Origin of the sequence: Anaerococcus cruorum (assembly GCF_046365495.1) — a bacterium.
GTDB classification, from domain to species: domain Bacteria; phylum Bacillota; class Clostridia; order Tissierellales; family Peptoniphilaceae; genus Anaerococcus; species Anaerococcus cruorum.
In genome coordinates this window covers 37,639-64,086 of sequence record NZ_JBGMEH010000003.1, presented here as the reverse complement: position 1 = coordinate 64,086, position 26,448 = coordinate 37,639, and the positions used below count along the sequence as shown (strand labels likewise).

General features: G+C 31.5%; 24 protein-coding genes. 20 read left to right on the top strand and 4 right to left on the bottom strand.

Annotation, left to right across the window (positions count from 1 at the left end):
* Positions 1-9 precede the first annotated feature (9 nt).
* Both ACCQ40_RS03475 and ACCQ40_RS03470 read left to right on the top strand, forming a co-directional pair.
* On the top strand, positions 10-930 hold the full coding sequence (locus tag ACCQ40_RS03475) for a hypothetical protein (RefSeq protein WP_410032612.1): 921 nt from the start codon (positions 10-12) through the stop codon (positions 928-930).
* A gap of 151 nt (positions 931-1,081) precedes the next feature.
* Entirely contained in the window at positions 1,082-2,272 is a 1,191-nt protein-coding gene (locus ACCQ40_RS03470; RefSeq protein ID WP_394011693.1) for a hypothetical protein, read from the top strand.
* Between the two features lie 78 nt (positions 2,273-2,350).
* On the opposite strand, the gene ACCQ40_RS03465 is transcribed toward ACCQ40_RS03470, so the two are convergent.
* The 3 genes from ACCQ40_RS03465 to ACCQ40_RS03455 are packed head-to-tail and all read right to left on the bottom strand — an operon-like array spanning position 2,351 to position 5,754.
* Entirely contained in the window at positions 2,351-3,727 is a 1,377-nt protein-coding gene (locus tag ACCQ40_RS03465; protein WP_410032611.1) for a peptidase S41, read from the bottom strand.
* Between the two features lie 10 nt (positions 3,728-3,737).
* Positions 3,738-5,060: a sensor histidine kinase gene (locus ACCQ40_RS03460; protein WP_394011691.1), complete on the bottom strand. Its 1,323-nt coding sequence runs from the start codon at positions 5,058-5,060 to the stop codon at positions 3,738-3,740.
* Positions 5,041-5,754, bottom strand: a complete 714-nt coding sequence (locus ACCQ40_RS03455; protein ID WP_410032610.1) for a response regulator transcription factor — start codon at positions 5,752-5,754, stop codon at positions 5,041-5,043. The genes ACCQ40_RS03460 and ACCQ40_RS03455 overlap by 20 nt, the downstream gene beginning before the upstream one ends.
* A 149-nt stretch (positions 5,755-5,903) precedes the next feature.
* Here ACCQ40_RS03455 and ACCQ40_RS03450 point away from each other — a divergent pair, with 149 nt between their 5' ends.
* A complete protein-coding gene (locus ACCQ40_RS03450) occupies positions 5,904-6,203 on the top strand; it encodes a GlsB/YeaQ/YmgE family stress response membrane protein (protein ID WP_410032609.1) in 300 nt (99 codons plus the stop codon).
* Positions 6,204-6,302: 99 nt separating this feature from the next.
* Here ACCQ40_RS03450 and ACCQ40_RS03445 read toward each other — a convergent pair whose 3' ends face one another.
* Positions 6,303-9,287: a penicillin-binding protein 1A gene (locus tag ACCQ40_RS03445; RefSeq protein ID WP_410032608.1), complete on the bottom strand. Its 2,985-nt coding sequence runs from the start codon at positions 9,285-9,287 to the stop codon at positions 6,303-6,305.
* A 137-nt stretch (positions 9,288-9,424) separates the two neighbouring features.
* Between ACCQ40_RS03445 and hflX the strand changes: the two genes are divergently transcribed.
* The 17 genes from hflX to wrbA all read left to right on the top strand — a co-directional run bounded on the left by hflX (position 9,425) and on the right by wrbA (position 26,414).
* Positions 9,425-10,663 (top strand): GTPase HflX, encoded by a 1,239-nt coding sequence (gene hflX, locus ACCQ40_RS03440; RefSeq protein WP_410032607.1) that lies wholly within the window; start codon positions 9,425-9,427, stop codon positions 10,661-10,663.
* Positions 10,638-11,273, top strand: a complete 636-nt coding sequence (locus ACCQ40_RS03435) for a YigZ family protein (protein WP_410032606.1) — start codon at positions 10,638-10,640, stop codon at positions 11,271-11,273. Before hflX ends, ACCQ40_RS03435 begins: the two co-directional genes overlap by 26 nt.
* Before the next feature lie 8 nt (positions 11,274-11,281).
* The gene (locus ACCQ40_RS03430; RefSeq protein WP_410023606.1) at positions 11,282-12,016 is read left to right on the top strand and encodes a YebC/PmpR family DNA-binding transcriptional regulator; all 735 of its coding nucleotides are present in this window, start codon (positions 11,282-11,284) and stop codon (positions 12,014-12,016) included.
* Positions 12,016-12,819: a prolipoprotein diacylglyceryl transferase gene (lgt, locus tag ACCQ40_RS03425; protein WP_410023605.1), complete on the top strand. Its 804-nt coding sequence runs from the start codon at positions 12,016-12,018 to the stop codon at positions 12,817-12,819. The genes ACCQ40_RS03430 and lgt overlap by 1 nt, the downstream gene beginning before the upstream one ends.
* Before the next feature lie 130 nt (positions 12,820-12,949).
* A complete protein-coding gene (gene mraZ, locus ACCQ40_RS03420) occupies positions 12,950-13,363 on the top strand; it encodes a division/cell wall cluster transcriptional repressor MraZ (protein ID WP_394011683.1) in 414 nt (137 codons plus the stop codon).
* Position 13,364: 1 nt separating this feature from the next.
* Positions 13,365-14,285, top strand: a complete 921-nt coding sequence (rsmH, locus tag ACCQ40_RS03415) for a 16S rRNA (cytosine(1402)-N(4))-methyltransferase RsmH (RefSeq protein ID WP_410032605.1) — start codon at positions 13,365-13,367, stop codon at positions 14,283-14,285.
* Between the two features lies 1 nt (position 14,286).
* The gene (locus ACCQ40_RS03410) at positions 14,287-14,679 is read left to right on the top strand and encodes a hypothetical protein (RefSeq protein ID WP_394011681.1); all 393 of its coding nucleotides are present in this window, start codon (positions 14,287-14,289) and stop codon (positions 14,677-14,679) included.
* 1 nt (position 14,680) lies between these two features.
* Positions 14,681-15,631: a phospho-N-acetylmuramoyl-pentapeptide-transferase gene (mraY, locus tag ACCQ40_RS03405; protein WP_394011680.1), complete on the top strand. Its 951-nt coding sequence runs from the start codon at positions 14,681-14,683 to the stop codon at positions 15,629-15,631.
* Entirely contained in the window at positions 15,628-16,953 is a 1,326-nt protein-coding gene (gene murD, locus ACCQ40_RS03400) for a UDP-N-acetylmuramoyl-L-alanine--D-glutamate ligase (protein ID WP_410032604.1), read from the top strand. Before mraY ends, murD begins: the two co-directional genes overlap by 4 nt.
* Positions 16,950-18,035 (top strand): undecaprenyldiphospho-muramoylpentapeptide beta-N-acetylglucosaminyltransferase, encoded by a 1,086-nt coding sequence (gene murG / locus ACCQ40_RS03395; RefSeq protein ID WP_394011678.1) that lies wholly within the window; start codon positions 16,950-16,952, stop codon positions 18,033-18,035. Before murD ends, murG begins: the two co-directional genes overlap by 4 nt.
* Position 18,036: 1 nt before the next feature.
* Positions 18,037-18,867 carry a cell division protein FtsQ/DivIB gene (locus tag ACCQ40_RS03390; RefSeq protein ID WP_410032603.1) on the top strand — a complete coding sequence of 277 codons (831 nt, stop codon included), beginning with the start codon at positions 18,037-18,039 and terminating at the stop codon, positions 18,865-18,867.
* Positions 18,868-18,898: 31 nt separating this feature from the next.
* Entirely contained in the window at positions 18,899-20,014 is a 1,116-nt protein-coding gene (ftsZ, locus tag ACCQ40_RS03385; protein ID WP_394011676.1) for a cell division protein FtsZ, read from the top strand.
* 1 nt (position 20,015) lies between these two features.
* Positions 20,016-20,486, top strand: coding sequence for a transcriptional regulator NrdR (gene nrdR / locus ACCQ40_RS03380; RefSeq protein ID WP_394011675.1), 471 nt, complete (start codon positions 20,016-20,018; stop codon positions 20,484-20,486).
* Between the two features lie 45 nt (positions 20,487-20,531).
* Positions 20,532-21,851, top strand: coding sequence for a replication-associated recombination protein A (locus tag ACCQ40_RS03375; RefSeq protein WP_410032602.1), 1,320 nt, complete (start codon positions 20,532-20,534; stop codon positions 21,849-21,851).
* A complete protein-coding gene (gene asnS, locus ACCQ40_RS03370) occupies positions 21,841-23,229 on the top strand; it encodes an asparagine--tRNA ligase (RefSeq protein WP_410032601.1) in 1,389 nt (462 codons plus the stop codon). Before ACCQ40_RS03375 ends, asnS begins: the two co-directional genes overlap by 11 nt.
* A gap of 29 nt (positions 23,230-23,258) precedes the next feature.
* A complete protein-coding gene (gene leuS, locus ACCQ40_RS03365) occupies positions 23,259-25,670 on the top strand; it encodes a leucine--tRNA ligase (protein WP_410032798.1) in 2,412 nt (803 codons plus the stop codon).
* Positions 25,671-25,805: 135 nt separating this feature from the next.
* Positions 25,806-26,414, top strand: a complete 609-nt coding sequence (gene wrbA / locus ACCQ40_RS03360) for an NAD(P)H:quinone oxidoreductase (RefSeq protein ID WP_410023597.1) — start codon at positions 25,806-25,808, stop codon at positions 26,412-26,414.
* Positions 26,415-26,448 lie beyond the last annotated feature (34 nt).

Sequence of the window (26,448 nt, the reverse complement as noted above, 5' to 3'; positions counted from 1 at the left end):
GGTTTAACCATGCAATTAACTGATAAATTTACCTACGATACGTGCAAAAATAAAACAAAATATAAAATAAGACACCAGAACATTCCCATTAACCTTAGTAAGGAGCTAAGGGAGGCAATTTATTATTTACTCTGGTATGTACCAAATATAAAATCTGAGCAATCAGAAAAAAATGAACTTTTGCTAAATCCCCAGTACGACGATTTTATATTTATAGAGATAATGAAGGCTATGGGCTTAAAAGATGAAGATGTTTTATTTACTGAAACTATAGACCAAGAAGTTATAAAACCATTCCTAAACGAAATTTGTACCCATTGCCCAAAAATAATTATGACTCTAGCTACAGATGAAACAAAGACTATGGCCCTTTTAAGGCATATTAGAAATGCCATAGCCCATGGCAATTTTAATGTGATCGATGATGTGGTGGTTGGATTTGATATTCAAAGATATGGAAATGAAATTGAGTATAGGGGATTTTTTAAACTAAATCCAAATAAACTCTTAGATGCCTTAAGGAAAATCCAGTTTGACTACAATTCTCAGCAATTAATCACTCAGGCTTTTAAAAATACAGGATATTTTATAGAACCCTACCAAGAAAAATACCAAAGAAGCCATGATTTTGAACTTTTTGCAAGAAAAGCTGATAAAAAATACGCTATTGATATAAAAAATTATGAGTATGAGAAAAAAGTTGATAGACATTTTATCAAAAAACTTATAGGTATGTACGAAAATTTAATAGAAGGAATAGTACCTGTCTTGGTTATAAATACTTCATTTTTAGATGACTCTAGTAAAAAAGAATTGCTAAACCATGATGTAATAATTTTAGATGTAAAAAATATTCAGAAAATGCTGGCAGGTAGGGATATGGTAGCAGAGATAGAAAGAGCCCAGATTTATAAAACAGAGAAATTATAAGTATATTATTTAAATTATTAAAAAATATAATCAATTTATGAAATGTACAATTAATTATTTATTAAAAGTTTAAATTTGTAAAAAATAGGGTAATATAATGAAGTAACAGAACACTGTTTTATTTGTTATTATATTTTAAAAAGGAGGAATTATGACAGATAGAAAAAACAATGATCCAAAAGTTGATGCTTTTGAAACAGAATCAACTGTTGAAAGATCAAATAATCGTCAAGCTGGCAGAGCACCACGCAGAGGCGAAAGAGTAGAAAGACGTAGAGAAGGAGTACCAGTTTACGAACAAGCAACTAGCGTACTACCAGCAGGTAATAACCTATCTTGGGGTTCAATCATCGCAGGTGCGGTAACAGCAGCAGCATGTTTTGCAACACTAAGCTTAATTACAGCAGCTTTAGGATTTGGTTTATTTTCACCAACTAACGCTCATCCACTAGACGGTGTTGGAGTAGGAACAGGTATTTGGACAGCAATTACACTTATCCTTTCATTCCTAGCAGGTGGTTACATTGCAGGTTATTCAGCAAGAAAATCTGGTCTATTACACGGAGCAATCACATGGGCTCTATCAATTCTATTATTACTAACATTAGTATTAAATACTATTTCTTCAGTACTAGGTACAGCAGCAAACGTAGCTGGTAATGTAGCAGGTGGAGTTGGTAACGTAGCAGGTTCTGCAATTAGCGCAACAAATGATGCTATTAGTTCAGGATTTGAATCAGCAGGAAATGCTATTAGTGATGTAAACTTTGATAATGAAGAAGTACAAGCAGATATTGAAAAATATCTATCAGATACAGATATTCCAGAACTACAACCAGATTACCTAAATAATCAATTAGAAGAATCTAAAGATGAAATTGCACAAGCAGTTAAAAATGTTGCTTTAAATCCAGATTCAGCACAATCTGAAATAGATAGAGTTTCTAAAGACTTAGCTGATAGAGCTCAAACTATAGCTGACTCTGCAGATAGAGATGCAATTGCAAATGCTGTTGAAGCTAACTCTGATTTAACTCAAGAAGAAGCTGAACAAGTAACAGATAATATCTACAATGGTTTACAAGAAGCTAATAAACAAGCACAAGAAACTCTTGATGATGCATCAGTAAAAGTACAACAACTTTCTAACCAAGCACAAAGAACAGTTGATGAAACTGTTGCAGGTGCAAGAAAAGGTGCAGAAGATGCTTCAAACAAACTTTCAGCAGGTTCTGTAATCACATTCCTAGGTTTATTAGCAGCTCTAGCACTTTCAGCTTGGGGTGGTAAACTAGGTGAAGAAAAATCTAAAGATCTTGTAAGAAAAGATACAATTAGATAATAATTTTTAAGCCAGTAAGACTTTTCTAGTCTTGCTGGTTTTTCTATACAAAAAAATAACTAGCGTCTGCTAGTTATTTTAATTAATCATATCTAAAATAGACATTATAGGATTATTTGAATTTATTTTCTCATCATATGTTAATGATAAATTTTCTTCGTTTTTGCTATAGGCTCCATTTAAACTTAAAACTAAACCAGAATGCTCTAAAACATATAAATTTGATTTAAAATTATAGATTATATCTTTAGAGGTAGGGGAGCTTTCAAAACCATTTTTTATTATATAAGCTCCATTTTTTTGTAAGATATCTGCTAATTTAATTGCTTCATTAGCTGTATTTTCATTTGTTAGAACATAAATATTTCTATTTGAAAAATCAGGATTTTTTGTAATATTTAAACTAACTTCGTCATAATACATATAATCCTCTAAGTCTATTTTTTGAAGCTCTTGGTTGTATTTACCCGCTAAATTTTTTACATAAGCAGTTTTATAATAATTATCAGAATTTTTCTTTAAAGCTTCCAGACTTTTTGCTTCTATATTGCCTCTATAAAATATTAGATTATTCTCTTCATAATTATTATTAAGAAGAACTTCTAATAGTTTATTTTTATAAATATCATCTATAGAATTATTATTTGATAAGTCTAAAATAATAGAAGTAATAGGTGGATTTTCTAAAAATATATCTACTATAGTTTCTAAATCTTTTTCAAATTCGTTTGGTTTAAAATCTTCTAGGCTAATTTTTAATACACCTTCACGCTCTATTGTAGCAGTCATGGATGGTTTTAAGGTAGTACTCGATGTTACAAGCCTTTTATACCTATCTACAGCTTGTGGATTTTCAAGAACTGATTTTCTATCGCTATCATTTGATTTCCTATGATATTCAAATAAGCTATCATAGGTTTCTTTATCTAAGATAAATGTTCTATTATCATTTAATACATCTAAATATTCGTTAATGAGTTTAAAATATTCTTGATCAGTTTTTGAAGTGTACACTTTTTTTCGATAGTCTTCATATTTGCTAATAAATTCTTTGAAATCATCTATATTTAAACTATCTACTGCGTAATTTCTTTGTATAACTTTATAAAGTTCATCAAAATCTGTTACTTTTTCTGCACTTGATAGGCTCCTGCCTTCAGATGATGCAACAAATACATTTTCACCTATATCTTCTAAAACTTCTTCACGAAATGAAGGATAGCCCATGATTTTATATCTATTGAATCCATTTACTACAATATTTATCAGGAATGCCAAAAGAAGAAAGGCTACAATAGCAAGCCCTATGCGCCTTCTCCTATATTTTTTTTGCATTCTAATTCTTTTTTGATAGGCTCTTTTTCTACTCGATGAATTAGAATTTATTTTTGCATTTCTAGAAGTATTTCTAGATCTGTTGGATTTTCTAGAATTACTGTAATTTCTTTTTGCCATAATTACAACCTTATCTAATAAATGTAAGCATAAATGTACTTCCTACATTTATCTTAGAATCTACGCTTATTTTTCCGCCAAGAGCATCAACAAAGTTTTTTGTTATAGAAAGACCTAAACCATGTCCATTTTCTTTGGTGTTTCTCGCATCTTCAATCCTATAAAATCTATCAAATATACGATCGATTTTATCTTCAGCAATACCTACTCCATTATCTCTGACACTTAATTTTATTTCTTCGTTATCTGCCGTTAGATATACATCTATCTCACCATTTTTTCCGATAGCTTTTATCGCATTTGAAATAAGATTTTGTAGGATTTGGCTATATTTATCATAGTCAGAATAAAAAATAATATCTTCTTGGATATAGGTACTTATATTTATATTATTATATTCTGCATTGGCTTTAAAGCTTTGGACTATATTTTCTGTAAGATCTGATACATTAAAGTCTTCTTTATTAAGTTCTAAGTATTCTACATTTTCATCAAAGGTCTTTTTTAACCCTTCGATAAGTCCTTCTAGCCTATTTACATCTTCTAATAAAATAGCCATTGTGTTTTCCTCAGGTTCTATAACTCCATCTTTTATAGCTTCTATATATAATTGCAAATTAGTTAGGGGAGTGCGCAACTCATGAGAAATGTCTTGGGCATATTGTTTTCGAATTTCTTCTTGTTTTTTTAAGTTATTAGATAGATAATTAATATTTGTTTGCAGTGTTTCTATTTCTTTTATATCAGTTATCCTATCATCTACTTTATAATTACCATCTTTTAAATTTATAGTTTCATCACTGATTATCATAATAGGCTCTGATATATTTTCTGAAAGTATTAAGGATATGATAATGCCTATTAATAATGATATACTTAGAGAGTAGATGATTGCTTTCGAAAAATCTCTTTGTAATTTTTTAACCGGTTCTGCATCAGCGTTATAAACTACATGCAAGGTACCAGATTTTCTTTTTCTATTAATATTATAGACAGAAAATTCCTGCTCATTTTTTTGTAACGGAGAATTTTTGTTCCTACCATAGGCAGGGTATGAAATAGTTCCATTTATGTTTTCAAAATATATATCTACATCTAAGTTTTTTGCAAGATTATCTAGACCATCCTGCATATCTTTTTTTGTAAAGGCTGGATCATTATTAAATTTTTTAAACCAAGTAGCAACCTGGTGGGGACGAGAATCAGGACTATCTTTTATTAGCTCTGTATAGCTAGAAGTGACAAGTAAGGTAACTAAAATTGAAAAAACTAAAACGCAGGATAGGATACCTGCGGTAAAGTTTCTGATTATTTTACTCTTTAATGTAATCATCTATCCCGCCTGATTTGTAACCCATACCGTATATAGTTTTAATATATAAAGGTTTTTTCGGATTATCCTCAATTTTTGAACGGATATTTTTGATATGAGTATCTATAGCCCTATCATAGGCATCATAGTCATAGCCAAAAGTTTGTTCTATAATCTCATCTCTAGAGTATATTTTATTTGGATTTGTAAAAAGGGTTTTAAGAATTTGAAATTCATTTTTGGTTAGTAAAATTTCATTGTTATCCTTAAAGATCCTGTTATATTCTAAATCCATTTCAAGTCTACCATCGCTGGTTTTTATAATATCTGCACGTGGAATATTATATTTTTCTATACGTCTTAAGATAGCTTTTACACGTTCTACTAATTCTTTTGGGGAGAATGGCTTAGTTACATAATCATCTGCACCTAGCCTTAGTCCATCGACTCTATTATCTTCTTCGACTTTTGCTGATACCATTATAACTGGTAACTCAGATTTATTTCTGATTTCTTTAATAACTTCCTCGCCAGATATTTTTGGAAGCATTAAATCAAGAATAATTAAGTCTATATTTTCGCTGTTAAAAACTCTAAGCCCTTCTTCTCCATCAAAGGCCTGAAAAACTTTATAGCCTTCTTTTTCAAAGTAGGATTTCATTATTGTTGAAATTTTGTTTTCATCTTCTATTATTAAAATTGTAATATCATTCATGACATTCACCTCACAAATATTATACCATAAGAGCAAAGTATTAGGGGGTTGAGATATTATTTGTTTAAAATTATAAAAAGTGGGCATATATATACTGTAATAACTTATATTTTATTACGGATTTATTTTAAAACATGAGAGGAGAAAATATGTTTTCAACACAAGGATTTATAATGACACTTATCCTAGGTGCTCTTGCTGGATGGATTGCAAGTATGTTCATGGGCAAAGATGCACAAATGGGATCTATTGCTAATATTATTGTAGGTATTATTGGTTCATTTATTGGAGGATGGATTTACAATGCATTTTTCTTAAATGGAGCAGCTCCTAATACATTTGTTCAAATTATTTGGGCTGTAATTGGTGCTTGTCTACTATTATGGATTATTGGTCTTATTACAAAAAATACTAATAAACCTAATCACACAAATAGACCAAGAAGATAATAAATAAAAAATATAAATTAGGGCTTAGGCCCTAATTTTTTTGTAAAAATTTATAAGTAAAAAAATTCAAGCTGACTTATGAATCAGCTTGAACTTTTTTTATCTATTATTATTGTTAGGACCAGTATTGTCATATTGAATTACCGGCTCATCTGAAGTGCCTTGCCTGGTTTTATTCTGGTTATTTCGGCTAGAAGATTGGCCTGGGTTAGGATTTTCATCTGTAGCTTCGTTTTCGGTATTTTCGTTATCTGTCTTTTCATCTTCCTTATCTTTATCCTCATCATCAATATTAGAATTATAGTCTGGTAAAGGAGCAACATAGATGAGGTCTGAATATTGAGTAGGCGCTCTATATTGCCAGTCTCTTGGATATATATCATTAAATTCTTTTGGATCATAGTTGCTTTTTGGTTTTAAATATGAAACCTGAGCCATCGCCCACCTTGGAGTAACATCTGAGGCCAATAGATTATTTCTAGTATCTATGGAAACTAGGGTATGGATATCATCATCTTTATTTGGTTTATTTTCTGGACCAAAAATTTCTGTAGTTACTGTACCGCGTGGATCCATATATGATAGTTCTGTTGGTAGCTTACCACTCATAGTATCTACTTCCATTTCTACAATTGAATCTGGTCTTTCAAAAGTTCTTGGTTCATAACCATCTAGAATTTGATTATTTATTGTATTCCACATTAAAGCTGCTCTTTGTATAGAAGTACCGTTCATTCTGATACTTTGATCATCAGCACCCATCCAAACACCAACTGTATAGTATGGGGTATATCCCACACACCAGAAGTCTACATAATCATCGGTAGTACCAGTTTTGGTTGCAAAATCATTACCGTTTACATAAATATTTCCATAACTTTGGCCTGTAGATTGAAGAGCGGATGTTATTTGATATGCGGTTTCTTCGCTAGTAACTTTGTGTTTAACGACATTTTCACTATCAAATAAAACTTTACCTGTAGAATCTTCTATTTTAGAAAATGTTAGAGGTTCGTTATATTCACCTTTATTCGCAAGAGCTGCATAGGCTGCGGTCATTTCTAAGTTAGTTAAACCATGAGTCATAGCACCAACACCTAAGGCAGCTAAATTTTCATCGTTTGTTTTGCTATTTTCAGCTTCAGTTACAAAGTTATCATTACCATCTTCTTTAATTATTCCAAAGTTTTTTAGATAATCTATACTTGTTGGTATCCCAACTTCATTTAATGTACGAACAGCAATTGTATTTATTGATCTTTCAATTGCCTTTCTAATAGGGACTAATCCCTCGTAATAATCATATACGTTTTTTGGCCAAGGCTCGTCATCTTCGTTCATTAATAATGGTACATCATCAACTCCAGTTGCAAGGTTAAATCCATTATCTAAAGCTGGGGTATAGGTTGCAATTGGTTTTATTGATGAACCTGGTTGACGAGGAATAGCAGATGCTCTATCTAAAACCCTTACACCAGATTGATCACGGCCACCCATAATTGCTTTTATGTGTCCATTCTCTTGATCCATTACTACTGTTGATGCTTGAGGTTGGATAACTCCATTAAGGTCAATATCATAAAAATCTTTATTTATTGAAAATGTTTCATCGTCATAGTAAGTAAATAACTTTGGATTATTTTCTAAATATTTTTTAGAAATAACGATATTTTTATCATCATTTAGTCTTATATCATCATTTGTCTTAAATGCAATAGACCCAATCTTATGTGTTCTAAGATTTTTATTTGTATCATCTAGTGAATAATAATCTCTAAATACAAGATTAGTTTGGTCAAGATAGGCCTTATTAGTTGATAAAACAATATTACCATCTTCATCAAACCATGCTTCATCATTTCTAAGTCTTATATCATTATTTTCATTTAAAATATTAGACTTACTATAATAAAGTAAATTGCCATCGCTATTTACAATATTTCCATAATCATCATATTTTAAATCAAGAAGAGGAGCACTCGACCAGCCAGATGTATCACCCATTAGATATGAAGAAAAATCTGAGTATATGCTTTCAAGTTGTTTTTGCATATCAGCATCTACGGTTGTAGTTATTCTAAGACCACCATAATAAAGTCTATCCCAAGCTTGATTTTCACTCATATTATAAATTTCCATAAGTTTGCTTACAACTTGTTTTTCAAGTAGGGAATTAAAATAACTAGCAATTTCTGTATTAGTTCTTTCAGCAGGGACTATAGATGAAGCTACATCAAAGTTTTTTGCCTCTTCATATTCTTCTTTAGAAATGTAACCATGCTCTAACATCTTATCTAGAACATACATTTCTCTTTCAAAAGGAGCTGGATTATATACGGCTGCGTATTTTTCTCCTTCTATAGTAAATTCACCTAAGACTTTTTGATCAGTAACTTCACTAATTTTTATAGCCTTGTATAAAGAATTCTCAGATGGGGATTGAACAATACCGGCTAGAGCTGCGCATTGAGCTAAATTTAATTCTGATACATCCTTATCAAAATAAGTTCTAGCCGCAGCTTGGACACCGTATGAGTTTTGTCCCATGAATACACGGTTTAAATAAGCTCCAAGTATTTCGTCTTTACTTAAATTTTCTTCTATCTCTAAAGCTAGATATATCTCTCTAATTTTTCTTTCATAAGTTTGATCGTTATTAAGATAAGTATTACGAGCTAATTGTTGTGTTATTGTGGAACCACCACGTACAATGCCACCAGCCCTAAAGTTTTCTATTGCAGAACCTATAATTGATTGGGGATCAAGACCAGGATGTTTGTAAAATCTCTCATCTTCAACAGCAACAAAGGCTTGTTTTAAATAATCAGGTATCTTATCGTAATCAACTATCTCTCTATATTCTTTAGTAGCAATGGAATCTACTTCATTTCCGTCTTCATCAACTATAGTAGAATTTTGACTCATCTCATACTTTACAATATCTGCATCAATTTCTGGTGCTGTTTTCATAACTTCTAGTATTGCACCACCACTAAGGCCTGCAAAAACTACACCAACTGATACCAATATTAAAAAAACTATTAAAATAAGTTTTAATACTACAGAGGTGATTTTTTTAACCATTATTCCTCCTAAAATTTTAAAATTTAAATTTAGACATTTTATTAATACATTTTATCATTCTTTTGTCATTTTATCCATATTGATTATTCTTTATAAATTTTAACTTAATCGTATAATTAACAAAAGAAAGGGAGTTTATGCAAGAAGTTATACAAGTAAATGTCTTAAAAAGAGACGATGATGAAGAAAATAAAGTTTATGAACTTGAATCACTTATAAATACAGCAGGTGGTACAACTGCTGCCTATGTTAGCCAAGTAGTAGATAAGATAAATCCAAGATACTATATCGGAAAAGGAAAAGTAGCTGAGATAAAAGATTTGGCAGAAAAGTTAGAAGTTAAAACAGTTATCCTAGATGTAGAGCTATCAGCTAGCCAGCTTTACAATTTAGAAGAAGAATTAAAACTACATGTGGTAGATTGGACAACTTTAATACTAGATATCTTTGCCCAAAGAGCAAATACCAAAGAAAGTAGACTAAAAATTAAACTTGCTCAACTAAAATACCAGCTACCAAGACTTAATAAGTGGTTTTCATATTTATCTCGTCAGGCAGGGGGAATAGGAACCAGAGGACCTGGGGAAACCATGCTTGAAACAGATAGACGTGCTGTAGTACGTGATATCAAATCACTAGAAAGACAGTTAAAAGATATAGAAAAAACAAAAAGAATAAATAGACAGGCTCGTAAAAATATAACAAATATTTCTCTTTTAGGTTATACCAATGCAGGAAAATCAACAATTTTAAATGGCATGATGCAATTATATGGAAAAGATAAGCTTGTTTATTCAGATGACCTACTGTTTGCAACCCTAGATACATCAACTAGAAGACTAGATTTTGCAAATACAAAAGTTACCTTAACTGACACAGTAGGTTTTATTGATAATTTATCAGATGAATTAAATGATTCTTTTTTAACAACGCTAGATGAAATAAAGTTTGCTGATATGCTTTTGATAGTAATTGATGCAAGCCACAATATTGAACATCAAATTCACGCTATAGAGACAGCTATAACGGATATTGATATGGATAGAAAAGATATACTTTATGTATTTAACAAAATGGATAAGGTAGAAAATGACTTTGCAGTAAAACTTTTTAAAAGAGATCAAGAAAGAATTTATATTTCTGCAAGAGATGAGGATGATTTAGAAAGATTAAAAGAAAAAATAGTAAGTATAATAAAAGCTAACTACCAGCTAGTAAAGATGCACATACCATTTGCAAATGGAGATATCCTTGATTATATGATGACAAATTATGATATCATAGCAACTGAGTATGATGAAGATGGTACTAATATTGAGTTTGAAATTTCAAAAGAGGATATGGAAAAATATGGAAAATATATCCAAGGCTTATAAGACAATTAAAGGGCAAATACAATCAGAATTTGAAGAAGAAAAATCCAGGTTTATTACAACAATGGCCCATGTAGAAAGTGAACAAGAGGCCAATAAATTTATTGTTGAAATTTCTGAAAAATATAAGGATGCTACACATAATTGCACAGTCTTTATCATAAATGAAACTCCAGTTATAAAAAGATATAATGATAACGGTGAGCCCCAAGGATCGGCAGGCCTGCCAATGCTTTCAGTTTTAGAAAAAGAAGAAGTAACTAATGTTGCTGCAGTAGTAACTAGATATTTTGGTGGTAAACTTTTAGGCAAGGGTGGCTTAGTTCGAGCTTATGGTAGGGGAGTAAGTGAGACATTAGAAAATAATGTAATTTACAAAAGACCATTTTTTGTAGTAGAATTAATTCATTCTTATGGCTTGCTTGGGATAATTGAAAATTATATAAATGAGCATAAATTTAAAGTGATAGACAAAAGTTACACCGATGAAGTAAAAATTAGCTTATATATAAGAGAAGAAGACTTTGATAAGGTAAAGTCTGATTTAATTAACCTAACAAGCGATAATATAAAAATAATAAATAAAGAAGCAGTTATGCTTTTTAGTAAATAGGAGGATATATGTCAGGACACAATAAGTGGAGCAAGATTAAAAATAAAAAAGGCAATGAAGATGCTAAAAGAGGTAAAATTTTTACAAAACATGCTAGAAATATAACAGTAGCAGCTAGACAAGGAGGAGATAATCCAGATTATAACCCAGCCTTAAAACAAGCTATTGATAAAGCAAAAGCTGATAATATGCCAAATGATAATATTGATAGAGCTATAAAAAAAGCTAGTGGAGAAGGGGCTGGAGATAACTATTCTAGAATAATTTATGAAGGTTATGGTCCAGGTGGAGTTGCAGTAATAGTTGATTGCTTAACAGATAATGTTCAAAGAACAGCTCCAGATGTACGTCATGCTTTTGATAAAAATGGAGGAAACCTTGGAACAGATGGTTCAGTAATGTTTATGTTTGACCACAAGGGTGAGATTTTAGTAAATAATACTGACAAAGATTTTGATCAATTTATGATGGATGCCCTTGAAGCTGGAGCAGATGATGTAATAGAAGAAGACGAATATTTTGAAGCTATTACAAGTATCGAGACCTTTAATGATGCAGTAGAAAATCTAAAAAATGCTGGATATAAGGTAGAGCGTTCTGAAATATCTTATATAGCTCAAAACGAAATAGAAGTAGCCAGTGAACATCACCAAAAACTAGAAAAATTAATTGATACCCTAGAAGATAACGATGATGTTCAAGAGGTATATACCAACTGGGATGCACCTAGGGAGGAAGAATAATGGAATTTAATTTTGATCCAGTGGCTTTTTCTATTTTTGGTATAGAAATTCGCTGGTATGCCCTTATTATAATTGCAGGTATGTTGCTAGGTTCATACTTTGCAAAAAAGGAAGCCATGAGGCGTGGTTTTGATGAAGACTTTATCTACGATGCTTTATTTGTAATAATCCCTATAGGTATACTAGGAGCAAGATTTTGGTATGTTTTATTTGAATGGGATTATTATTCACAAAATCCAGGTCAAATTCTAAACATCCGTGGAGGAGGGCTTGCTATCCATGGTGGAATAATATTTGGCGCCCTAGCCTTATATTTCTATTGTAAAAAGCATCTAGTACCATTTTTAGATATGACAGATATTCTTACGCCATCGCTTGCCCTAGGCCAAGGAATTGGTCGTTGGGGAAATTTTATGAATCAAGAAGCCCACGGTGGTCCAACAGACCTACCTTGGGGAATAATTATTGATGGGCAAAAAGTACATCCTACATTTTTATATGAGTCAATAGGAGATGTAATAATTTTTTTAATCTTGATTAATGCTATCAAAAAGAACCCAGATAAGGGTAAGGTTACAGCGTCTTATCTTATAGGCTATGGTATACTAAGATACTTTGTAGAAGGACTTCGAACAGATTCCCTATACTGGGGACAATTTAGAACAGCCCAACTCATATCCTTATTATTTGTAATAGGTGGAGTTTTGTTATTTATATATGCAAATAAAAAAAATCTCCCACCATACTTTAAGCCAAAAAATAAAGTCAAAGAAAAAGAACCAAATATTATTAGATTTCAGTAATTACCTAATATTTTATTAATAAACTAAAAAAATAAGCCGGCTTTGTAGCCGGCTTTTTTGTTTGATTTTTTATCTCTTATAGGATAAAATAATTATAAAGTGGAATAAAGTGGTTTAAGGTGGTAAAAAGTTGTTTTTAGGGGAATTTACTCATAAATTAGATTCTAAAAATAGAATAATAATGCCAAGTGAGTTCCGTGATGACCTAAGCGATGAGTTTTTTATCACAAAAGGACCTGAAAATTCTTTAGTTATTTATACTACAGAAGAATTTCAAAGGCAGAGTAAAAGACTTGATGAACTTATAAATGAAAATAAGAAAAATAGGGCAATCAAGAGATTATTTTTCTCATCCACTGTAAAAACCAGTCTTGATAAACAAGGCAGACTTTTATTAAATAAAAATTTAAGAGACTATGCCCACATAGAAGGTGAAGCTATGATTATTGGCAATAACCTTACTATTGAAGTCTGGGATGTAAATGAATGGAATGATTACATAAATGAAGTTGAGGTGAACTTATCCGATATAATGGATGATTAATATGGAATTTAAACACATATCAGTTTTAGCTGATGAAGTAATAGAAAATTTAAATATTAAATCTGATGGAATTTATGTAGATCTTACTTTAGGCAAGGGCGGTCATAGTAAAAGAATTTTAGAAAATTTATCTGAAAATGGTAGGTTAATAGCCCTAGACCAGGACCAAGATGCTCTAAATGCAGCTAAAAAAAATTTATCTGAATTTTCAAATGTGACTTTTGTAAAAAGTAATTTTGAAAATTTAGATAAGGTATTAGATGAGTTAGGCATTGATAAGATTGATGGTGCTTTGATGGATATAGGTGTCAGCTCATATCAAATAGATAATGCAGATCGTGGATTTTCTTATATGCACGATGGACCTTTAGATATGAGAATGGATACTAACAATGAGTTAACAGCAGAAAAAATCGTAAATGAATACTCTTTGGATGAGCTTCAAGAAATATTTTCTAAATATGGAGAAGAAAGATTTTCAAAAACCATAGCTAGAAATATTGTAGAAACTAGAGATGAACAGCGAATAGATACTACTTTTAAACTAAGAGATTTGATAAATAAATCTGTTAGATCAAAAGAAGCCCATCCGGAAAAAAGAGTGTTTCAAGCACTAAGAATTGAAGTAAATAGAGAGCTTGAGGTCTTAGAAAATACTTTAGAAAAAGTAATAGATTATCTGAATAAAGATGGTAGACTGTGCGTTATAACCTTCCATTCTTTAGAAGATCGTATTGTAAAAAATACTTTTAAAGAATTAGAAAAAGATTGCATATGCCCACCTGGACTACCATTATGTGCTTGCAATCATAAAGCTAAGGTTAAAATAATAACAAAAAAACCTATTATAGCAAGTAAAAAAGAACTAAAAGAAAACTCTAGGGCAAAGAGCGCCAAACTTAGAGTGTGTCAGAGGATTTAATATGGCGGAAAGAATACAAAAAGCAACACAAACAAGAAATACAAACCAAGATAGAAAAAGATTAAAGGCAAAAGATAGTCCAAAGTCCAGTAGGAAAAAAAATATAAAAATTCAGCAAAAAAAGGACAGAAAGACTAAACTTACAATATCTATTCTAACTCTAGCTCTAGTTTTGACACTTGGATATTTTACTCTAAATACAAGAAATCAATTGTTGGCAAAAAGAGCAGAATATAGAAAATTAGCTAGTGAAACTATTTCACAAGAATTAAAAAGAGATAGACTAGAAGCAAAACTTGAGAATACAGTAGATATAAATCGTATACAAAGGTATGCTTTAGAAGAATTAGGAATGGTGTACGAGAAAACTGGAGCAGAAAGAATAGATAATTAATATGAATGAAATATTTAAAATAACGTTGATAACTATTATTACAACTATAGTATTAGGTTATGTAATATTGCCTATATTAAAAAATATGAAAGTTGGCCAAAATATTAGAAAAGAAGGTCCAAAAAGTCATTACCAGAAGGCAGGAACACCTACTATGGGTGGAATTATATTTTTAATAGCAGCCTTTTTGATGACACTTATATTTGTTCCCTTCAACTTGAGTACAGCTATTATTTTAATTTCATTTATAGGTTATGGAGCTATAGGCTTTATAGATGATTTTAGAAAATTAGTTTTAAAGCAATCTGAAGGACTAAAACCAAATGAAAAAATCATTCTTCAGTTTGGTTTGGCTATTTTATTAGTAATCCTAGCTTATGTAAATGATAAGGAAAGTGTTACATATCTAACTATTCCATTTTCAAACTATCCTTTACATGTAAGCTTTTTAGGGTTTCCAATTTTGGTATTTATAATAGTAGGTACAACAAATGCAGTAAACCTAACTGATGGTTTAGATGGACTCGCAACAAGTGTTACACTACCTGTTGCTCTTTGCTTATTTTTATTAGCAACATCAGATAGTACTAGAATATTTTCTATAATCTTATTTGGTTCCTTATTAGGATTTTTATATTTTAATACAAATCCAGCTTCGGTTTTTATGGGAGATACAGGATCAATGGCCATTGGTGGTGCGATTGTTGCTTTAGCTATTATAGAAAAAATTCCAATTTATTTGGTTATTTTTGGTGGAGTATATGTTATGGAAACTTTATCAGTTATTATTCAAGTCTTATCCTACAGATATCGTAACAAAAAAAGAGTATTTTTAATGACTCCTATCCATCACCATTTTGAATTAAAAGGATACAAAGAACCTAAAATTGTTTCAGCATTTAGCATAGTATCTGTTATTTTATGCTTAATTACTTTGGTGGCTATATTATGAAAAAAGTTTTAATTTATGGACTAGGTGTAAGCGGCATATCTACAGCAAAAACTTTATCTAAGATGGGATATGATGTTTATACTTTTGACAAAAATAAAGAAGAAATTGATGAATTAAAGGGCTATGATTATAGCCCTATTTCTGTTTTAAATTTGACAGAATATGATTATGAATTTGTAGTAAAATCTCCAGGTATAAAACCAAGTGATGATATAGTAAAAAAACTAAGTAAAAAGTATGAGATTATTAGTGATATAGAACTATCATATAGGTTATTTCCTGAGAAAAAAATATTAGCTATTACTGGCACAAACGGAAAAACATCTACTACCTCAATGATAACTCATATACTAAATGAGTCGGGAGTAAAGGCAGTATCAGTTGGTAATATTGGTGAGGGTATTTTATGGCAGATGTATAATAAAGATGTCGTTTTTGTAGACGAGTTATCCTCATTTCAATTAAAAAATACTTATAAATTCCACCCTCATATTGCAAGTATTTTAAATATTACACCAGATCACATAGACTGGCATGGGGATTTGAATGATTATATATCATCTAAATTAAATATAACTGCTAAGCAAACAGAAGATGATTATTTAATATTGAATAAAAATGATGAGATACTACAAAAAAGCAAAAATAGTTTTAGGGCAAATATTTATGAGTTTTCATCTACCAATCCAGTAGAAAAAGGCTTATATTTAGATGAAAATATAATTTATTATAAAGATGAGCAACAAAAGATAGAAGTCTTAAATACCGATGAATTAAAAATAATTGGCAACCACAATTACGAAAATTTAATGGCCGCTATGTTAGAGTGTTATTTATTTGGTCTAGACTTTGTTTCTATTGCTAAGGCTGCTAAAACATTTGTATCTATAGAACATCGTTTAGAGTTGGTAGATGAAATAAAGGGAGTGAAAGTTTATAACGACTCCAAAGCTACAAATGTGGATAGTGCAGTAAAGGCCATTAATTCCTTTACAAATCCTATAATAATTATAGCTGGTGGCTATGATAAAAAAATAGATTATAGTGAATATGTAAAAGCTTTTAAAGAAAATGGTAAACTTATGGTCATTATGGGAGAAACCAAAGACCAACTTAAAAAACTTTGTGAAGAAGAAGGTATAAACTATATCTTAGCAGAAGATATGGAACAATCCGTAAAAATTGCATTAGAAAATGCAAGCAAAAATAATGTAATACTCTTATCCCCAGCTAGCGCAAGCTGGGATATGTATAAGTCCTATGAAATAAGAGGCAGAGATTTTAAAGAAAAAATAGAAAAATATAAAGGAATGATAAAATGAATGTAATTATTTCTGGGGGAGGCACCGGTGGACATATTTATCCTGCCATAGCCATAGCCCAAAAAATCCAAGAAAATATTGAAGATGTAAATATTTTATATGTAGGAATTAAGGGCGGACCTGAAGAAACAATTGCAAAAAAATATGGCTATAACTTTGAACCTATAGAAGGAATGGGGATGCCAAGAAAAATAAACAAAAAATTTTTCAAATCCCTATCAACAAATATGAAGGGTTTTAAATCAGCTAGAAGAATCATAAATGAATTTAAACCTGATATAGCTATAGGTACAGGTGGATATGTATGTGGACCTATTATATATCAAGCTGCAAAACTAAAAGTCCCAACAATTATCCATGAGTCAAACTCTTATCCAGGTATCACATCAAAATATTTATCAAAAAAAGTAGACTATGTATGTATTTCCTATGCAGAAGCTATTAAACACTTTAAACACAAAGAAAAAATAGTAGTTACTGGAAACCCAGTTAGAAATAACTTTAATGATACTTATACTGATTATGATTTGGAAAAATTAGGGATAGGCAAAGATATACCAGTAGTATTTTCCTTTGGCGGATCAAATGGTTCCTATGCTATGAATAAGGCAGTAAAAGAACTAGTAGCAAATCTTAAGGGTGATTTTTACTTGCTTCATCAAACAGGTAAGAGAAACTTTGATGATTTTATAAAAGATTTACCAGAAAATAAGTACCTAAAAGTATTCCCTTATATAGATAACATAGACCTTTTTTATGCAGTAAGTGATTTAATAATCGCATCAAGTGGGGCTATGAGTCTGGCTGAAATATCAAGTGTAAAAAAACCATCGATACTTATACCAAAAGGCTACACAACAGAAAACCATCAGCAATATAATGCTGAAACCTATGTAAAAAATGGCGCCTCTCTTATGATATTAGAAAAAGAACTTGATGGAAAAATCTTATATAACAATATTATGAGTGTGATAAATGATAAAGAGAAACTAGAAGAAATGGGAAAAAATAGTGCCAAACTTGCTCAAGATGGTGCAAGCGATGCTATTTTAAAGCTAGTTTTAGAGTTAATCGAGAATTAATATGCAAAATTCCAATGAAGATAGATACTTAAAAAAAGATGGTAAGACAGTAAATAAAAAATATGTGGCTAAGAAGCACAGTAAAGAAAAGAATGTAAAACTTTTTAGCAAAGGCTTTACAATATTTCTGATTTTTCTAGCCCTAGCATCTATACTATATAGTATATATTTGAATAATTATATGAAAATATCAAATATCTATATAACAGGCAATAAAGCAACATCTGATGGAGAAATTATAGCTGAAATAGGTAATCCTATTGGAGAAAATATTATCTTGTATAAGCCAGAGAAAAATGAAGCGAATATAAAAAAGCTGCCTTATATAGAAAATGCAAGCATAAAAAAAGTTTTTCCAAATCTTTTAAATATAAATGTAGAAGAAAATTATCCTTTATTTTTTCAAAATAGTGATGGGAAAGACTATTATATTTCAAATACTGGTTCCTTACTTGGAGAAGATATAGGAGAGTTTGATAAGAGCTTATTAAAAGAAATAAAGGGTGCAAAACTTAGAAGTGAAATAGGAGAAAACTTCACAGGATCAGAAGCAAGTATAAATTTTTTAAAGGCAATTCAAGGATTTTCATATTTTAATGAGGTAAATCAATTAAATTTGGAAAACAAAGCTCAAATTGGTATAATGTTAAATGATATAGATGTGAAATTCGGAGATTTGAACGACATAGACTATAAACTTAAAATTTTAGATAATATCCTAAATGATGCAAGGGAAAAATCTATTGAAATTACAGCAATAGACTTAGATAATGGAAAAAATCCTATAGTAAAAGTAAGCCCAGACTCATATAGCGATAATCTAAATTATTAAACAAAAATGAAACTAGAACACGGGGGAAAATATGGCAAACATAAACATGGAAATGGATGATAACTCTTTAGCTAAAATTAAAGTTATCGGAGTTGGTGGTGGTGGAAATAACGCTATCAGCCGCATGAGAGACAATGGACTATCAGGAGTAGAATTTGTAGCAGTAAATACTGATTTACAAACTCTACAAGAATCAAATGCTGACTTAAGATTACAAATTGGTGAAAAACTTACTAGAGGTCTTGGTGCAGGTGCAAATCCATCTGTTGGTGAAAAAGCTGCAGAAGAATCTAAAAATGATATAACAGAAGCTCTAAAAGGAGCTGATATGGTATTTATCACTGCTGGAATGGGTGGTGGTACTGGTACAGGTGCTGCTCCAGTTGTTGCAGGTGTTGCAAAGGATATGGACATCCTAACAGTAGGTGTAGTTACAAAACCATTTACATTTGAAGGTAGAAAAAGACAATCACAAGCAGAAGCTGGTATTGAAAGACTAAAAGAAAATGTAGATACCCTTATTACTATTCCAAATGATAGATTGCTACAAATAGTTGAAAAAAGAACATCTATGGTGGATGCCTTTAAGCTAGCTGATAATGTATTAATGGATGCAGTAAGTGGTATTTCAGAATTAATCGCTATACCAAACGTAATCAACCTTGACTTTGCAGACGTTGAATCAATTATGTCTGATCAAGGTATTGCACACATGGGTATAGGACGTGCTGCAGGTGAAAATAGAGCTGTAGATGCTGCTAAAGCTGCAGTTAACTCACCACTTCTTGAAACATCAATTGAAGGAGCTAAAGCAGTTCTTCTTAATGTTACAGCTGCAGAAGTTGGACTTATGGAAGCAAATGAGGCAGCTGAACTTATCCGTGATAATATCGACTCTGATGCAAATATTATCTTCGGTGTTGGTTCTGATGAATCTATGGGAGATGAAATCAAAATTACTGTTATCGCAACAGGTTTTGATAACCAAGGTAGACCTACTTCTTCTAGAGGAGCTGAGATGAATGCTCCAACTAGAAACTCTAGATCAGAATATGAATCACAAGCAAGAACATCTCGTCCAGTAGAGGAAAAAAGAAAAAGCTCAAACCCATTTGATGATATAGATCTACCAGATTTCTTAAAATAATATGAAATGCCCGTATTGTCATTCAAATAACACAAAGGTACTGGACTCAAGGACCACTGAAGATGATACAGCTATAAGACGTAGGAGACTTTGCGAAGATTGTCAAAAAAGATTTTCAACTTATGAACGCTATGAGGATATTACCCTTATGGTTATAAAAAAGGATGAAACTCGTGAGGCCTATGACCGATCCAAACTTATAAATGGTATTGTAAAAAGCTGTCAAAAAAGACCCGTGTCTCTGGATCAAATTGAGCAAGTAGCTAAAAATGTGGAAATTAAAATAAACCATACAGGCAAAAAAGAAGTTACATCGACCTATATCGGAGAGCTTGTCATGGATGAGCTAAAAGATTTAGATCCTGTGGCATATGTTAGATTTGCTTCAGTTTATAGAGAATTTAAAGATGTCGATTCATTTTATAATGAAATTGTTAATTTAAGAGATAAAAAAGATGCCAGTAAAGATTAATGATGCAGAATCCGCTGCATCTTTTTTTGTACTAGAAAGGCAAATATGGATTTATTTGAGCTAAATAGACAAAGAGAATTAGAAAAATCAGCACCTCTTGCTGATAGACTAAGGCCAAAGACTTTAGAGACCTACATTGGTCAAAAACATCTAGTAGGCGATGGAAAAATAATTAGTCGTATGATAAAGGCTGATAGAATTTATTCAATGATTTTTTATGGGCCACCAGGGGTTGGTAAGACTACCCTAGCAAAAATTATTTCAGAAACAACTCACATGGCTTATGAAGAGTTATCTGCAGTTACTAGTGGGATAGCAGATGTAAAAAAGAAAATTGAGATAGCAAAAGATAATCTTAAATATGAAAATAAAAAAACTATCCTATTTATAGATGAGATTCATAGGTTCAATAAATCTCAGCAAGACTATTTACTTCCTTTTGTAGAAGATTCTACAATTATTTTGATAGGAGCAACTACAGAAAATCCCTATTTTGAAGTGAATAAAGCCCTGATTTCTCGAATGTATGTTTTTGAGTTACAATCCCTATCTGATGATGAGCTTAATGATTTGATCAATTTGGCTCTTAGCAAGGATACTATTTTACAAAGCAAAAATGTATCTATAGATGATGAAGCTAGAAATACATTAATAAAATATTCAAATGGGGATAGCAGGGCTCTTTTAAATGCCTTAGAAATTGCTATATTTTCAGAAAATGAGAAAGATGGTAAAATAAATATAGGCAAGGATACAATCGAAAATTCTATTCAAAAAAAGATTGCTATCTGTGACAAAAAGGGTGACAGGCACTATGATACTATCTCAGCTTTTATAAAGTCTATGAGAGGGTCAGATCCAGATGCCGCCCTATATTATTTGGCAAAAATGCTAGAATCTGGGGAAGATATAAAATTCATTGCTCGTCGTATGATTATTTTTGCAGCAGAAGATATTTCAAATGCAGACCCACAGGCTTTAATTCTTGCAACAAATACTTTTGATGCAGTAAATACAGTAGGTATGCCAGAAGCACGCATTATTTTAGCTCAAACTGTAACTTACTTGGCTCTAGCAGACAAAAGTAATTCAACTTATCTTGCTATAGATAAGGCTTTAAAATTTGTTAGAGAAAATAGGGATAAAGAAGTGCCAAATAAATTAAAAGATGCCCATTATCAAGGAAGTAAAAATTTAATCCATGAAGAGTATTTATACCCTCATTCTTATGGTGGATATGTAGAGCAAACTTACCTACCAGATGATTTTGTAAAAGAGAAATTTTACCAGGCCCTTGAGATAGGCTATGAAAAAGAACTAAATGAAAAACTTAAAAAAAGGAAGGATGGAACTAATGAAGATTAGAGAAATTTTAAAAGATGTTGATTCGTATGTGGACCAAGAAGTGGTTGTAAGCGGCTGGATAAGAAATTCTAGATTTGGTAAAAATGTAGGATTTATTGAGCTAAATGATGGTAGTACCTTTAAAAACCTCCAAGTTGTGGTTGGATCTGACTACCCAGCTTATGATGAGCTTTCTCACCAATTTTTATCAGCTAGTTTAGAAGTAAAAGGTAAATTAGTTGCAACTGGTAATAACAAAACTCCATACGAAATTCAAGCAGAAGAAATAAAAGTTTTAGGTGAATCTTCAGATAAGTTTCCTATCCAAAAACAAAGACAAACTTTAGAATTTATGAGAACAATTCCTCACCTTCGCCCAAGAACAAATACTTATAGAGCAGTATTTAAAGTAAGAAGTTCACTAGCATTTGCTCTTCACAAATTTTTCCAAGAACGTGGATTTTTATATGTAAACCCACCAATAGTTACAGGATCAGATGCAGAGGGTGCTGGAGAGATGTTTAATATAACAACAATTGACCCAAGCGATGCTCCAATTACAGAAGATGGAAGTGTAGATTACAACAAAGATTTCTTTGGTAAAAAATCTTACTTAACTGTTTCTGGACAATTAGAAGCAGAAGACTATGCACTAGCTTTTGGTGATGTATATACATTTGGACCTACATTTAGAGCAGAATTATCAAACACACCAAGACATGCCGCAGAGTTTTGGATGCTAGAACCAGAAATGGCCTTTGCAGATTATAATCAAGCCATGGATGTTGCAGAAGATATGATCAAATATGTAATTGATTACCTACTAGAAAATAACCCAGATGAAATGGAATTTTTTAATAGATTTATAGATGAAGGATTATTTGATCGACTTGAACAAGTTAGAAGCAAAGAGTTTGCCAGAGTAACTTATACAGAAGCAATAGAAAAGCTTAAAGCAAGCGGTCAAGATTTCGAATTCCCAGTAGAATGGGGCATGGACTTACAAACAGAACATGAGAGATACCTTTCAGAAGTAATAGTAAATGGTCCAGTATTTGTAACTGACTATCCAAAAGATATAAAAGCCTTCTATATGAAAAGAAATACTGATGGTAAGACAGTTGCAGCTTTCGATATGCTAGTGCCAGGAGTAGGTGAGCTAATCGGTGGATCTCAAAGGGAAGAAAACATCGATGAACTTCTAAAATCTTTTGAAGAAAATGGACTTAAAGAAGAAGATTATCAAAACTACTTAGACTTAAGAAGATTTGGTACAGTAGTACACTCAGGATTTGGACTAGGTTTTGAAAGAGCTGTTATGTATGTTACAGGAATGAAAAATATCCGCGATGTTGTATCTTATCCAAGATATGTAAACGCACTTTCAAGCCAAAATTAGGAGAGAATATGACAGAAAATTATTCAAATATACCAGAATATAATCCCAATGCTATCGAAAAAAAATGGCAAAAAATCTGGGATGAAGATAAAACCTTTCATAGCGAAATAGACCATAATAAAGAAAAATTTTATGGTCTTGTAGAGTTTCCTTATCCATCAGGACAAGGGCTTCACGTTGGTCACCCAAGACCATATACTGCCTTAGATGTAGTTTCTAGAAAAAGAAGACTAGAAGGATATAATGTTCTTTTTCCAATGGGATGGGATGCTTTTGGTCTTCCAACAGAAAACTACGCTATAAAAAATAAAATCCACCCAGCAAAAGTAACTGAAGATAATATTGCAAACTTTAAAGCACAATTAAAATCAATTGGATTTTCTTTTGACTGGGATAGGGAAGTAAATACAACTGATCCGGACTATTACAAGTGGAGCCAATGGATTTTTATCCAACTATACAAGCATGGATTAGCTTATAAAAATGAAATGAGCGTAAACTGGTGCCCATCTTGTCAAGTAGGTCTTGCTAATGAAGAAGTTGTAGATGGTAAATGTGAAAGATGTGGTACAGAAGTAGTCCACAAAATGAAAAATCAATGGATGCTTAAAATCACAGAATACGCTGATAGACTAATCGATGATTTAGATGATGTTGATTATGAAGATAGAATAAAAGCTCAACAAATAAACTGGATTGGTAGATCAAAGGGAGCAAATGTTGACTTTAAAGTAAAAGATTCTGATTATAAATTAACAGTTTATACAACAAGACCAGATACAATTTTTGGTGTATCCTATATGGTAATTTCACCAGAACATCCATTGCTTAATGAATTTAAAGAAAATATTAATAATTTTGATGAAGTTATATCTTATCAAGATGAAGCCCGCAAAAAATCTGACTTTGAAAGAGCTGAATTAAATAAAGATAAAACTGGTGTTATGCTTGATGGCATTAGCGCAATTAATCCATTATCTGGTAAGGAAATTCCTATCTGGGTTTCAGATTATGTTTTAATGACCTATGGTACTGGAGCTATAATGGCAGTACCAGCTCATGATAGCCGTGACTATGAATTTGCTAAAAAATTTGATATGCCGATTATTCCTGTTTACGAAACAGAAAGCGATGCTGAACTTCCTTTAACAGATATTAATAAGGGTACAGCAATTAATTCTGAGTTCTTAAATGGTCTTGATGTAGCAGATGCTAAGAAAAAAGCTATAGAGTATATAGAAGAAAATAAACTAGGTGAAGCTACAGAAAACTTTAAATTACGTGACTGGGTATTCTCACGCCAAAGATATTGGGGAGAACCAATTCCTATTATTTACTGTGAGGAGCACGGTTGGAATCCAGTAGATGAAAGTGAACTACCAATAAAATTGCCAGAAGTAGAAACTTATGAACCAACAGCTACTGGCGAATCACCACTATCAGAAATTGATGAATTTGTTAATACAACTTGTCCAGTTTGTGGTGGACCTGCAAAAAGAGAAACAGATACTATGCCTCAATGGGCAGGAAGCTCTTGGTATTATTTAAGATATATGGATCCAAAAAATCCAGATGCTATTGCCAGCAAAGAAGCTCTAGATTATTATAGTCCAGTTGATTGGTATAATGGGGGAATGGAACATACAACCCTTCACTTACTTTATTCAAGATTTTGGCATAAATTCCTATACGATATAGGAGTAGTACCTACTAAAGAACCATACCAAAAAAGAACTAGCCATGGAATGATTTTAGGAGAAGACCACCAAAAAATGAGTAAATCTCGTGGTAATGTTGTAAATCCAGATGATATTATTCGTGACTATGGTGCAGATACTTTAAGAACTTATGAAATGTTTATAGGTGATTTTGGTTCAACAGCTATTTGGTCAGATGAAGGTGTACGTGGTTGTAGAAAATATCTAGAACGTGTTTATAATATGCTAGAAATGGTAGAAGATGGTGAAGATTACAGCAAAGACCTTGAGGTAGCAATCCACCAAACCATCAAAAAAGTATCAGAAGATTACGAAAATCTTAAATTTAATACTGCAATAGCAAGTTTGATGTCACTTTCAAATGATATGAGATCGCTTGGTAAAATAACTAAAGCTGACTTTAAAACATATATCATCTTGCTTAACCCAGTTGCTCCACACTTAACAGAAGAGCTATGGGAACTAGCTGGCTTTGAAGGTAAATTAAATGAAGTAGCATGGCCAAGCTATGATGAAGATAAATTAGTGCTTGATGAATTTGAAATGCCTGTACAAGTAAATGGTAAGATGCGTGGTAAAGTTCTAATGGCTATGGATGCTAGCGAGGATGATGCAATAGCTGCCGCAAAATCAGATAATAATATCTCAAGCCACTTAGAAGGTAAAGAAATAAGAAAAATAATATATGTTCCAGGAAAAATTTTAAATATAGTAGTGGGATAATAAATTAGTAGGGCTTTTGCCCTACTTTTTTATATAAAATTTATTTTTATAATAATAATAAAATTTTGCTAATATTAAAAATATATGGGTAGATATAAAATACAGCATACAAATTAACGAAGAAAGGATATAGTTATGAGTAAAGTAAAATTAGCTATAGTTTTTTATTCCCAAACAGGAGTTAATTATAAAATGGCATCCATCGCCAAAGAAGAAGCAGAAAAAAATGGAGCAGAAGTTAGATTATTAAAAGTAAAAGAACTTAGAGATACATCAGTAGTTGAGCCTGATTCATTATGGGATAAGACAATCAAAGCAACAGAAGATTTAAAAATTGCAACACCAGAAGATTTAGTATGGGCAGATGCAATAATTTTCTCAACACCAACAAGATTTGGTAATGTGTCTAGCCAAATGAAAGACTTCTTTGATTCCCTTGGAGGAGTATGGAGCGAAGGTAAACTTGTAAACAAATTTGTAACAGCTTTTGCATCATCACAAAATCCAAATGGTGGTCAAGAACATACTATCCGTGCTATTTACACATCTGCTATGCACTGGGGAGCAATAGTTGTTCCAACAGGTTATACAGATGATTCAATCTTTGCCCAAGGTGGAAATCCATATGGTGTTTCTGCAACTCAATCACCTGAAACTTACGAAATAAGTAATGATATAAAACCTGCTATAGAACATCAAACAAGAAGATTAATAGAGATTGCACAAAAATATATAAATGATTAATGATAATAAGCCTAGCATTTATTGCTAGGTTTTT